This is a genomic window from Maledivibacter halophilus, from assembly GCF_900167445.1.
In the GTDB taxonomy this organism is placed as follows: domain Bacteria; phylum Bacillota; class Clostridia; order Peptostreptococcales; family Caminicellaceae; genus Maledivibacter; species Maledivibacter halophilus.
Genome location: NZ_FUZT01000001.1, coordinates 562,451 through 575,872 on the forward strand (window position 1 = coordinate 562,451; position 13,422 = coordinate 575,872).

The window sequence follows — 13,422 nt, forward strand, 5'->3', positions numbered from 1 at the left end:
AAAGGGAGGATAGCTCCGTGAATGCAATTATTAGGACTAAAAATTTAACTAAATACTATGGCAAATTAAAGGCAGTGGACAATATTAATCTGACTGTTAGAAAAGGTGAAATATATGGCTTTTTAGGTAGAAATGGAGCAGGAAAAACAACTACTATAAAAATGCTTCTTGGCATTATAAAACCTACATCTGGAGAAATTGAGATGTTTGGTAATAATTTTAAAGATAGACGAAGAGATGCTTTAGAGCGAGTAGGATTTGCAGCAGAGTTTTCTGGCTTCTATTCAAATCTTACTGGATTAGAAAATTTAGAAATAAATACTAGGCTTTTAGGAGTTCAAAATATGAATGCAATAGAAGAAGCTTTATCTATAGTGGGCATGTGGGATGAAAGAAATAAACTGGTCAAAAAATATTCTTTAGGAATGAAAAGACGACTAGGAATTGCAAGGGCTATTGTCCATAATCCTGAGCTTCTTATTTTTGATGAACCTACTAATGGCTTAGATCCAATAGGCATAAAAGAAACCCGTAGATTAATAAGAGCATTGGCTGAAAAAAGGAAAATTACTATATTTATATCTAGTCATATTTTGAGTGAAATTCAGCAGCTTGCCAGTACAATAGGGATAATTCATAATGGAAAGCTTCTTGAAGAAATATCCTTTGAAGATTTGAGAAAGAAAAACAGAAGGTATATTGAGGTACAAGTTTCCAATGATGCAAAAGCTTGTATGTTACTAGAAAAGAATTTGGAAGTTTATGATTATGAAGTTCATGAAGAAAACACAATTAGAATATATTCTCACTATGATATGATTAGTAAAGTTAATAAAATCCTTGTAGAAAATGATATTGATGTAATAAAATTAGGATTAAGTGAGGATAATCTTGAAGATTACTTTATTAAACTAACTGGTGGTGATAGTATTGTTTAGGACTTTAAATGTAGAAATATTAAAGCTGAAACGCTCACCCATTATATGGTTTAGTATGCTAGGGGTGGCAATTGCTCCTGTCTTAAATTATGTAATATTCTTAAGCTTAAAAACAAATAAACCTTCAGCGATTAGTATGGAAAGATATTTTGAACAATGCTATGTCTTCTTTACGGTTTTAATATCAACCATGATATTTGGACTTATAGCTGCATATATTTTTAATAGAGAATATCAAGAAGGCACCTTAGGAAATATGCTAACTATTCCTACTGGAAGAGCAGAACTTATTATTAATAAAATGATAATATTATTTGGGTGGATTATTTTTCTTGTGTTATTTAACTTTTGCCTATCTATTTTCCTAAATTATATGGGATTATTTATTCAATTTGATAAAGAAATTATAATAAAATATTTAAAAATTTATCTTTTGACCGGGGTATTACACTTTATTTTAATGCCGGTAACTGTATTTATAACTTTAGTATTTAAAAGCTATATTCCTTCGGTCGGATTCAGCATATTTGTTACTATAACAAGTTTAATTTTGACAAATACCAAATATGGAGAATTATTTCCATGGTCATTAATCTATCTCCTTGCAAGGTATCAAGAAGAATTTAATTATTCAAGATTATATTCTATAACCTTAATGATACTAACCTTTATAACTTCTTTGACTGCATGTATAGTATATTTTAACAGGGCAGATGTAGAAGGGTAGTATTTTTTATTAAATTTTGGAGGACAATTTATGAACACAACTAAGAAAAGTATTTTTAAATCTATGACACAAGAAACAATGAATAGATTCAAATACCAAAATGTATCTGCCTTTGGAGCCCAACTGGCATATTTCTTGTTACTGTCTCTTTTTCCATTTCTAATTTTTCTAATATCAATTTTGAGTCTTTTTTCTATATCCATGGAGGGAACTTTTAATATTCTGACTAAGATAGCTCCTAAAGAAGCTATAGTGATTATAAATAATTATGTAAAAGATCTTCTCCCTACCAGAAGTATAAATGTATTATCAATTTCATTTTTAGCAACAATCTGGTCATCTTCTAGAGGCATTAATGCATTGATAAGTGGATTGAATAATGCATATGAGGTTCAAGAAACAAGAGGCTTTTTAAAAAAGCGAATTTTAGCTATGCTTTTCACGGTTTTAGTGGCCTTTTCAATAGTTTTAGCTTTAACAATACCTAATATGGGAATGGATTTCTTATTATGGATATCTAAATTTATTGGATTAACAGAACTAATGATTAAACTTTGGTATTATTTAAGATGGATAATTATAATATTTATACTATTTTTAATGTTAGGTATATTATACTTAGCAGCACCAAATAAAAGATTGAGATTTAAAGAAATAATTCCAGGAACTATTTTTGCGATTTTTGGATGGGTAATTATTTCAATTGGATTTTCATATTTTGTAAATAATTTTAGAAACTATACTATAGTTTATGGAAGTTTGACAGCCATAATAGTCTTGATGATATGGCTGTATCTAAGTGGAGTTATTTTGATCATAGGAGGAGAAATTAATTCATTGTATAGTATGTATAAAGTTTTAAACGGAAAAGAAGATTATACTACACAAGAAGACTTTTGACTATTTTAAAAAAGATAAATATTACCATTATGTTACAAAACGGAAATTGAGTTGTAATTTTTCCCAGTATAGTATATAATAATCATGAACTAAAATAAAAAATATATAAATAAAAAATTTTAAAAAGGAGGTTGTGTAGAAATGGTATTTAACAATATATCTTTACTAAATGAGGGCAAAGCATTATATACAGATTTTTTAATTATCAAGAGTCGAAAAATTAAATATTTACCATACACGATCTATGCCTCCAAAGGGTTTATAGTATAGACTAATTAATATTGGATTTTTTATTTTGAGAATAAATTATTAAAGCCATAGGTTGTGTATAACATGCCTGTGGTTTTTGTATTGCAATATATTTGGTATGCAGAAATCTAATAAAAATATGGGATTTTTATGTTTATTTAAATTTTTACATAATTTTATAAAATTTGGAATAAAATACAATGTAATCTCATATATCAATATAGTGTTATTTAAACTATACCATAGGTATTATTACCTATGGTTTTTTGTGTTCTATTTAGCCCTTTTGAAATATAGTAAAACTTGCAAATTTACGACAATAAGTTGTTAACACCTTTATTTTATAAGGTGATTATATAGATAATTTGTTCATAAGGAGGTTTATAAATATGATGGTGATTAAGAATTAGTTAGTTGAAACTAGAAGGAGCATTAATCATGGAGGTGGTATAAATGATGATAAGAGGAGATATAATAAAATCTTAAAATATATTTTTAAATCACATAATTAAACTATTTGGAATAGAAAGAATAGGGAGGATATAATGCAATGAACCAATATGTATCCATAGAAAAAATTAATAAAGATAGTAATGAATATTTAAAGGAGGGAACCAAGATGTCTTTAGTTAGTAAGGCCGTGAGTATAGGTAATTTTAATATAAATATTTCTATCAAAAAAGATGAGGAAAAGATGAAAGATTCCATAAGAAAAAAAATTGAGTACGAGCAAAGAGTAAAAAAATTACTGGAAGATAGAGATCGTTTACTGAACGAGTATTATATTTATGACTATATGAGATAAGAAGTAATAAGAAGATGGAGAAAATTCCATCTTCTTATCTTGTATTTAACAATCTAAATCTGTTTAAAGCAGCAATTACTTCATGCTTCCTAGGTAATGCAAGGTTTCCCGGATGACCAGAAAAGGTAGAAATACTATCTAAACCCTTATTTTCAATGGTTTTATATATACGATTTATAATATCAGAAATAGATAATTTGTTGGAAGTAAAATTTTCAGCTATATATTGTATTATTACAGCAATACAATTAGTTTGACTGCTATCTACCAGTTGCTCCAGATATTTCAGATCTAAACTGGTTTTATTATAAACGATTGTATGTAGGCCCTTGGCCTTTACCTTTATGCCTTTATAGGTTCTTGGAAAGCTAGAGCTTAGAAGAATCCTTGAGTTAGTATTAATACTATAAGTTTCAGAATCTATATTGAAACTCGTATCTTCAACTATAGATTTTGCTTTATCAGTAACATCATATGGAATGTATTCATCCATCATTATAATATTATCTGCCACATCAAAATATTCACCAGAGCTTCCAGCCACCATAATAGTTGATACATCCAAACCTTCGTACAGATATCTTACCCTATTTATAAAGGGTGTTATTGGCTCTTTATTTTTTTCAACAAGTTTTTGCATTTTCTTATCTCTAATCATAAAGTTTGTTGCACAGGTGTCTTCATCAATTAGAAGAAGATCAGTGCCCAATTCAAGGGCTTCAATAATATTGGCAGCTTGAGAAGTACTACCGCTGGCATTTTCAGTAGAAAAATTTTCAGTATTCTGACCGTTGGGAAGGTTTTTTATGAATGGAGATATATTTACATTTTCAACTCGACGACCATCCTCTGCCCTTATTTTTACAGCATTTTCTGTAGTAATTACAAATTCACGACCATCACCTTTAATATGATTGTAAACACTTCTTTCAAGAGCTCTCAAAATAGTGGATTTACCGTGATATCCTCCTCCGACGATCAGTGTAATACCCTTAGGTATTCCCATTCCTTTAATTATTCCTTTGTTTGGCAAATTAAATTCAACCTCTAAGCTTTTAGGGCTTTTAAAGGTTATAGCTTCCTTGACAAGAGGCTTATCGGAGATTCCGCTTTCCCTTGGCAAAATAGAGTCATTGGAAATAAATGCCACTAATTTTTTTTTCTTAAGTTCATTTCTTAGATAGTGCTGATCTATGGATAAATTCACATGACTTTTCAAATTATCTGTATTTATATTTTTATAAAATAAAGTGTTTTCTGCTATTTTAGGTAATGCATCAAAAAATATTTTTGCAGCTTCTTTTCCAAGAACCTTTCTTCCTGCAGCGGGTAGACCTACTTCAAATCTAATTTCTAAGTGAGTTTCATCTATAACTGAAGAAGTTCTAGGAAGGATTTCTTGTCCAGGCTTGTCTATAGTCAACAGTCCACTTTTTCCTGAGCCTTTAACTTTACTATAATATTTCCATATATTATTTGAAAAAAGTCTTGTTATAAAATCACATACAGCAATATTTTTATAGGGCTTGTTAAATAAATCCTCTGGGAACTTAGAAGCTTCCTGTGATACTATTATTCTTCCCTTAGAAGGTGCTGCGAAGGGGTCACCCTGAACTGAATCAATAGATAAAGTATAATTTTTAAATTTGTATTTTCCCTTTATATCTTTATAAGCTTTATAACCTTTTCCATCGATTCGGAAAAGTAAATTTTGTAAGTTATCTTGTGTTTTCAAAATTAAAATTCCTCCTAAATATCTTTGAATATGGAACAATTATATATACTATTATAACAAAAATCAAAGCCCCTATGTAAATTAGAGGCTTTGATTTTTGTTATTAATAGAATGGAGAACCATAGCCACCATAGCCGCCATAGCCAAATGGCCTTCTACGTCTTCTACGTCTTCTACCTCTTCTTCGTCTCCTACCCAACAATTCTCCAAGCAGTAGTATAGTAATTAAATCCCTTCCAAAACCCCTTCTTTGTCTTGTAAGATTATTATTTTCTCCAAGTTTTTTCAAATCTTCATAATCATTATTATACTCTTCTTCTATTTCTTCTGCCATTCTATTTATCAGTTCTCTATTTGGGAAAGGGTTCATCATCTGATTATATTCGTTGTCATATTCCTCACATTTTCTTTTTACATATGGCGATAGCTTGTAATATATTTCGGGATACATTTTTTCTGCTTCCTGTTCACAATAATACATATAGTTATCATAATAGATATTATCCAATTTTAAACCTCCCTTAAAATTAATATCCTAAAGAATAGTAAAACGTATACAATATCATAATATGTTTAGAATATAAAAAAGTTACATTTAATGTAAAATAAAGATAATGGAAATAACTTAATAATAATTAAAACATGGTATAATAAGACTAGAAATTTACGGGATATATTATTACATGATCTAAAAGGATTCTCAGTGGTCACGGTCGTAAATTAAACATCTATATGAAGTTTCCTAAATTTAAAGGCTCTTACATAAAACAAGGAGGTATAAAATGGCGAGTTCTCTAATTGAAGAATTATATAGGAAAATATCAGATAAACTTTTAGCCCCTGACTTATTAAATGAAACTGCATTATCATCAGATTTTATTAAGGAATATATAAATTTAGATAGTTTTATAAATAAGATTGATGCAATAGTTGTAAATAAAAATTATTCATGTAAAGCAGTTTTATCATTATGTAAAGATATAATGGAAAAGACAGTAAAAACTAAAGTTCCAGAGGATTGGCTTTTTTATATCTATCAGTATGCTCTAAATAAATCCTTTCCCGATGCGGTGACTATAAAACTTTATAAACACCTGGATAATGCTTGTATCATATATTTGGAGATTCTAAGGATTGTATTAGAGATTCATAAGGTTTCCGATGACTATAGCTGGGAAAATAGTTATCCCCTTGATTTTTTAACTTTAGAAGAAGAAAATGAGCTTGAAAGTATTGAAGAATATAGAACATTTAAAAGGGCCTTTCAAGATGAATATATATACGAAATGATGAAGCTAAATGAGGAGATTATGGGATACAGTTCCTTGCAGCATATATGTGGGGTACATTATCTGGCACTTTTCATAGGAAGACAATTGAAAAGTTCAGGTTTACCAATAGATTTGGGGCGAGTTTCCGGTTCTGCTGCAGGACATGATATAGGAAAGTTTGGCTGTAAGGAATCGGAATCAGAAAGAGTTCCATATCTTCATTATTATTACACCGGTGAATGGTTTAAAAAGCATAATATTGTATATATAAGAAATATTGCTATTAATCATTCAACTTGGGATTTAGAGGTTGAAAATTTATCCTTGGAGAATCTAGTATTAATATATTGCGATTTTCGTGTTAAGAAAAAGGATGAAGAAATGCATATCTATAGTCTAGAAGAATCCTTTAACGTAATATTGGAAAAGTTAGATAATGTAGATAAAGCCAAGGAAGATAGATATTCAAGGGTATATGCAAAGCTTAAAGACTTCGAAGATTATATGCTTGATTTAGGTATAGATTTAGATGTTACTCCAGGAAAAAAGAATCCGGAAGAAAAAGTATTAAAGAAAAAGTATTACTCCTTAATGCAGGGAAAAGAGATAATTGAAAATATTAAATATCTTTCAGTAAATCATAACATAAATTTAATGTATAAGCTAAGGGATGAGTTTTCATTAAACTCCATAATAGAAATAGTAAGAAGTGAAGATGATTCAAATAATCTTAGGGGCTATTTAAATGGCTTTCAAGAGTATTCAACATATCTTACCCAAAAACAAAAACTAATTACCATAAGATTTTTATATGAACAATTAATTCATCCTGAAGACGATATTAGAATCCAGTGTGCAGAAATTATAGGGTCACTGATTGCCACATTTGACGAAACATATAAGAAGGAAGTTCCGGATGATGTGAAGCTTGAAACAGCTGAATATGCTTCCTATGAACTGTTCCAGGACTATTTAGACCTGTTTTTATTTCCCAGCAGGCAGATTATACCAAAGCATCAAATGTGGATAGGGAAAAGTGCAAAGGTAATGGTTTTATCTCTTTTTTCAAACTCTCCTGATTATCAAATCAAGGATTTTATAAAAGTATTGTTGAGATATTATAAAAACAGTCAAGATAAAAGCAATGAATACAAGTTAAATACCCTTAATATAGCAAAACATATTCCTATCCATCAGTGTGAAGAAAAAGAAATAGAAATATTAGTGGAATATATAAGAAATAATGTTTATGGAGAAAATAATCTTTTAAGATTATTAGCCCTTGAAACAATATATAATTTAATACCTAAGTTTAATAGAGATTCCAATGTTTTAAAGCATATCAAAAAAGAGTTTTGTTTAAATAGTGAATACTCACAATTTGCAGTTGAGAATTTTTTGAGATTAAAGATTGCCAATATTCTTGAGTTGGATAATGGTACAATTAGTAAATATAAAGAGTTTTGCAGATTAGATGAAGAAAAGATATCAAGTATGTTTTTAAGCAATCTTAAGACAGCAACCGATTGGGTAACAAAGAAATATCAGATAGAGCTTATAATGGAGAATACCTTGGATAATTTGGAGAATACGGGAATACATACGGCAATGCATTTTTGTAATCTTTTAAAGGTCAGTGCCAGTGAAAGTGTGAGAAATAGAGCAGGAGAAGCTTTAATAAAAATAGTTCCCAATTTGCCCTTTGATCAGAGAAATGATATTTTGGTTGAATTGTTAAGATCTTTAGAAATAGAAGGGCATCAATTTACAAAATATATACCAAAATATCTTGGAAAACTTATACTTTACTTAGCTCCCATTGAATTAGATGAACTAATAACGGATTTTATTGAAAAAATAAGACAATCCAGTACTGCGGTCATATCGCTTTTGCTGGAAACTATAGGTATAGTGATAGTAAACTATCCTAAGTATAGGGATTTTTGCACTGAATCTCAAAAATTTTACAGAAATAGATTTAGTAAGATGCTGGGAATACTATTGAATGGACTTGTTAATAATAATCTTCAGGTTAGACAAGTGGCATTTAAGGTTATAGGGATAGATGTTTTTGGATCAAAGGAGCTGAGCTTAGAAGAGAAGAAGAATATATTCAGACTTGCTGCAAAAAAGATTCTTACTCTTTTAGGAAATTCTGAAGAATCTAAGGAATTATATTTTTTAACAAATTCAGCCGGATTGAATCATATCTATAGATTTATATCTGATTACAAATTTTATAATGGTCCTATTAAAATTCAACAACCAAAAAAGATAGCGTTTTTTCCAGGAAGCTTTGACCCCTTTTCATTGAGTCATAAGGAGATTGCTAAGGAAATAAGAAATTTAGGCTTTGAAGTTTATTTGGCTATTGATGAATTTTCATGGTCAAAGAGAATTCAACCTAATTTAATCAGAAGGAATATAATTAGAATGTCTATTGCAGATGAGTTAGGAATATATTTATTTCCCGATGATATTCAAATAAATATCGCTAATAGTAATGATCTTGAAAGATTAAGAAATGTTTTTTCTCCCTGCGATGTTCATGTTGTTACTGGAAGTGATGTTGTTTTAAATGCTTCGGCTTATAAAAAGGAGAGTGGAACTTCTATCACTTCATTTTCCCATATCATATTTGATAGGAGAAGCCTATATTCCTCAGAAAATGATGATTTAGCTCTTGATAAAATTATTAAAAAAATAAAGGGAAATGTATTGAGACTAAGTCTAAAGCCCCAATACGAAGATATAAGTTCAACTCAAATTAGAAATTATATAGATCAAAACAGAGATATATCCAGTTTAGTTGATCCCCTTGCACAAAAATATATCTATGAAAATGGCCTATATAGAAGGGAGCCCCAATATAAGACCCTTATTCAAACAAAATCTATTTCAATAGAGGTTATATATGATATTTCAGAGGCTTTATTGAATGAACTTACCAGTTTTTTAATAAAATATAATGAAAAAGCCTATGATATATTAAAAAATACATTGAAAAAGCTTTCAACTAGAATAATGATTTTGAGAGATATAAAAAACAATGGGAAGATATTAGGCTTTTCGATTTTCCATTGGATACGTTCAAATATGCTATTTGAGGAATTTCAAAACAATAATGTATCTGAATATATTCGTGAAAATTATATAGGAAGAATGATAGTAATTGATGGAATATTTGCAGATAAAGATTTAGATATTCCTAATCTAAATCAAATTATACTTACTGAAAGTCTTGCTTTCTGTCTTGCAAAGGACTATACCTATGGAATTTTTAGAAATGTAGTAGAAGGTTACTTATGTGACGATTTACATGAATATTTGGAATTACAGGGATTTAGGCTAGTACCGGGCTGTGATGAAAATAAACCTGTATTTACTGTGGATATGACGGCTCCATGTACATTATACTTAGGTGTTGAGACCTTTATAAAAGAACCCTTTGTAAGCAATTTAAATGTAATGGAGGCTATAAAACGCTGTAGAAAAAGACTTCAAAAAGCTATTGTTAATCTTTATCCTGGAAACCTTGTATTGGCTATAGATAAACAAATGGTTTTCGAAAATCTCATTAAGAAAATTTGTGATGAAAATGGAGTTCCTACTACACCTGTTACTCCAAGAAAATTAGGTCAGGCTATGTGTGTTCCCTTTGGCCAGATTCTAAAGGGTTATATAATACCAAATACTGTGACAAAGTCTATGCATACTGAAAAATACTTCTGGCCTAATGTTAAAGATTATGAAATAGGGGCTTATCCCTATTATATGAACTTAGAAAATCAAGTGAAAATGATTCGTTCCTTTAATAAGCCTTTAATACTGGTAGACGATTTGCTCCATAAAGGATATAGAATAAAGACCCTTGATCCAGTACTTAAGAAAGTAAATGTAGAAGTTAGAAAGATTTTTGCTGGTATACTTTCAGGTAGAGGCAAGGAGCTTATGGATATTCAAAATAGAGAAGTGGATTTTGCTTATTTTATTCCAAAGCTAAAGGTTTGGTTTAATGAGAGCCTCATGTATCCATTTATAGGAGGAGATACTCTCTGGAGAGGCTTTTATCCAAAAAGAAATTTAGTTCCTTCAATCAATTTAATACTTCCATATACATCACCTACATTTATTAAAGGGACATCTAATAGGGCAATATATAATCTATCAAAGGTCAGCATAGAAAACTCAATAGAAATACTAACAGTTCTTGAATCGGAATATGAGAAAATAAATGAAAGAAGTTTGACTCTGGCTAATTTGGGAGAAGTATTTATTTCACCAAGATGCCCTGACCATGGAGAAAATATGAAGTATGATTTAAAACGCAGTCCATCCCACTATTTGAAAAACGATTTGACTTCTTTAGAGCGGCTTGAATATACAATATGCAAGGAATAAAGGAGATGAAAAAATGTTTTTTTACATGCTGGATGATAAGATATTGCTTTCAAATATCAAATATGATGATTTAGAGGAAATAAGTGAAAATACAGCAAGGGAGAACAAAGAAATTATTTATTATTTGAAAAAGGTAGATCCTTTGAAATCAAGAAGGAGATTTTGTGTATCTGATCCTTTATTATTATTTCTTAAGGAAGAAGGGCTCAATTTAATATATAAGAAGGATTTAGAAGAGTATAATTTACCCAAATGGGTAATAGATAGAATAAATAATAAAAAAGTTACTGGAATAAATACAAACTACCCAAATTGGAAAAATGCTATAAATAATACCCTTCCAAAGAAATGGAAAGTGAATGTTTTTGGATTGGGAGATGTTGGCGGCACTCTAATAACAGGACTTAGATTGTTGGGTGGAGATTGTATTTCTGAAATTGGAATATACGATAGAACAGAAAACAAGAAAAAAAGATGGATTCTTGAAGCCAATCAAATACTTTCAGCCTTTGATGGAAAATCTTATCCTAAAGTTAAAGGCATTGCTTCAGAAGAGCTATTTGATTGCGATATGTTTGTGTTTTGTGCAAGTGTAGGTGTTCCACCAGTAGGAGAGAGGGTTAAGGATGTAAGGATGATTCAGTTTGAAGGGAATTCAAAGCTGCTTTCAGCCTATGCAAATATGGCGAGAAAATGTGGATTTAAAGGAATATTCGCAGTTGTATCTGATCCTGTGGATCTATTATGTAAGTCTGTTTTTATAGATAGTAACACCAATGAAAATGGAAAAATTGACTATAAAGGTTTAGCACCGGAGCAAATAAGAGGCTATGGCCTTGGAGTTATGCATGCCAGAGCGGCCTATTATGCAGGTTTAGCTAAAGATACAGCCCATTATTTAAATGAAGGTAGAGCATATGGGCCCCATGGCATAGGTCTTGTGATAGCAGACAGTATAGAAAACTATAATGAAGATAAATCAATATATTTGACAAAAAAAGCCAAAGAAGCAAATTTACAGGTTAGAGAAACGGGTTTTAAGCCCTATATTGCTCCAGCACTATCCTCTGGGAGCCTATCGCTTTTAGCAACTATTAGAGGACAGTGGCATTATAGTGCCACATATATGGGAGGAGTTTTTATGGGAGCTAAAAATAGATTTATTGAATCCGGTGTTGAGATAGAAATATTAGATATTCCAAATGAATTGCTTCTTCGTTTACAAGAGACCTATAGGAAATTGGAGAGAATAATATGAATAAGATATATTTAATTATGCCCGGGGAAATATCTGACAGGCTTTCTAAAATGACTGATGCAGCCACAGAAGGATTAGATATTGATATAATTAAAGATTCTTATAATATTCCCGATCTTAGAAATAAAAAAATAATATTTGCAGTTCAGTTAAGTGATATCGGATATAATATACCATTATTTGAAATATTGACTAAGCTCTCACAAAGAGGTAGGGAAGCCCTTAGAGGTTCTAATGGGGTTATAATAATAAATAGTTCAAATGAATTATTTACTAAGAGTGCTGCTCAGGATATAATTTTTAAAACAAATCAAATGGGTTGTCGTTTTCCGGGACATCCAATAGTTGAAGCAATAGAGGATTTAAAAAATCTACGTACATGGCAGAAAAATTTGAGTTTACCCCTTGATGATATATGTATTAAATTATGTAGAAAACTACGAAAAAACTTTATTAATGACAATCCTAAGATTATAAAAAATCCCAGGATTATAGTACTTCATGCAAGTACCCATGAAACTTCAAATACTTTAAAGCTTTGGAAGATGACAAAAAAGCATTTAAAAAATTGTGAAATAGAAGAATATCATGTTGAAAATGGAACAATAGTAGATTGTAAAGGCTGTTTATATACTACATGTATGCATTACAGCGAGAAAAAATCATGTTTCTATGGGGGGATGATTACTAAAGAATTGCTGCCTGCAATTGAAAGAGCAGATGCCGTTGTATGGGTATGTCCCAATTATAATGATGCTGTATCTGCCAAGCTTATGGCAGTAATAAATAGGCTGACGGTTCTTTATAGAAGAACAAAATTCTATAAGAAAACATTGTTTGGGATAATTGTATCGGGAAATTCTGGTTCCGATTCAGTTTCCAAGCAGCTAATCGGCGCTTTGAATATTAATAAAAGCTTTAGATTACCGCCTTATTTTTCTATTATGGCTATAGCAAATGATCCAGATGAAATAATGAATATACAGGATATTGATGAAAAAGCTAGGGAATTTGCAAATAATATTATGGGGGAAATTAAGGCATGACATTTTAAATACATTTGGTATATTTGTAAAGGTTTATTGTTTTTAAAATAAGTATAATTAATTTTGTAAGAAATTTTTAAGAAAATACAACT

At 30.0% G+C, this 13,422-nt stretch carries 9 protein-coding genes; 7 read left to right on the forward strand and 2 right to left on the reverse strand.

Features of this window, described 5'->3' with window-relative positions:
* Window positions 1–17 precede the first annotated feature (17 nt).
* The 4 genes from B5X81_RS02580 to B5X81_RS02595 all read left to right on the forward strand — a co-directional run bounded on the left by B5X81_RS02580 (window position 18) and on the right by B5X81_RS02595 (window position 3,619).
* Window positions 18–938 carry an ABC transporter ATP-binding protein gene (locus B5X81_RS02580; RefSeq protein WP_079489133.1) on the forward strand — a complete coding sequence of 307 codons (921 nt, stop codon included), beginning with the start codon at window positions 18–20 and terminating at the stop codon, window positions 936–938.
* Window positions 931–1,665, forward strand: a complete 735-nt coding sequence (locus B5X81_RS02585; RefSeq protein WP_170917244.1) for an ABC transporter permease — start codon at window positions 931–933, stop codon at window positions 1,663–1,665. The genes B5X81_RS02580 and B5X81_RS02585 overlap by 8 nt, the downstream gene beginning before the upstream one ends.
* Before the next feature lie 30 nt (window positions 1,666–1,695).
* Window positions 1,696–2,565 (forward strand): YihY/virulence factor BrkB family protein, encoded by an 870-nt coding sequence (locus B5X81_RS02590; protein ID WP_079489136.1) that lies wholly within the window; start codon window positions 1,696–1,698, stop codon window positions 2,563–2,565.
* A 799-nt stretch (window positions 2,566–3,364) separates the two neighbouring features.
* The gene (locus B5X81_RS02595; RefSeq protein ID WP_079489137.1) at window positions 3,365–3,619 is read left to right on the forward strand and encodes a hypothetical protein; all 255 of its coding nucleotides are present in this window, start codon (window positions 3,365–3,367) and stop codon (window positions 3,617–3,619) included.
* Window positions 3,620–3,653: 34 nt separating this feature from the next.
* Here B5X81_RS02595 and B5X81_RS02600 read toward each other — a convergent pair whose 3' ends face one another.
* The gene (locus B5X81_RS02600) at window positions 3,654–5,354 is read right to left on the reverse strand and encodes an ABC-ATPase domain-containing protein (RefSeq protein ID WP_079489139.1); all 1,701 of its coding nucleotides are present in this window, start codon (window positions 5,352–5,354) and stop codon (window positions 3,654–3,656) included.
* Between the two features lie 103 nt (window positions 5,355–5,457).
* Window positions 5,458–5,862, reverse strand: a complete 405-nt coding sequence (locus B5X81_RS02605; protein ID WP_079489140.1) for a hypothetical protein — start codon at window positions 5,860–5,862, stop codon at window positions 5,458–5,460.
* 274 nt (window positions 5,863–6,136) lie between these two features.
* Between B5X81_RS02605 and B5X81_RS02610 the strand changes: the two genes are divergently transcribed.
* Genes B5X81_RS02610 through B5X81_RS02620 form a run of 3 tightly spaced genes read left to right on the forward strand, consistent with a single transcriptional unit; the run spans window position 6,137 to window position 13,330 of the window.
* Complete coding sequence (locus B5X81_RS02610; protein WP_079489142.1) at window positions 6,137–11,026, forward strand: nicotinate-nicotinamide nucleotide adenylyltransferase; 4,890 nt, start codon at window positions 6,137–6,139, stop codon at window positions 11,024–11,026.
* Between the two features lie 13 nt (window positions 11,027–11,039).
* Window positions 11,040–12,284 carry a Rossmann-fold NAD(P)-binding domain-containing protein gene (locus tag B5X81_RS02615; RefSeq protein ID WP_079489143.1) on the forward strand — a complete coding sequence of 415 codons (1,245 nt, stop codon included), beginning with the start codon at window positions 11,040–11,042 and terminating at the stop codon, window positions 12,282–12,284.
* Window positions 12,281–13,330, forward strand: a complete 1,050-nt coding sequence (locus B5X81_RS02620) for a flavodoxin family protein (RefSeq protein WP_079489145.1) — start codon at window positions 12,281–12,283, stop codon at window positions 13,328–13,330. Before B5X81_RS02615 ends, B5X81_RS02620 begins: the two co-directional genes overlap by 4 nt.
* Window positions 13,331–13,422 lie beyond the last annotated feature (92 nt).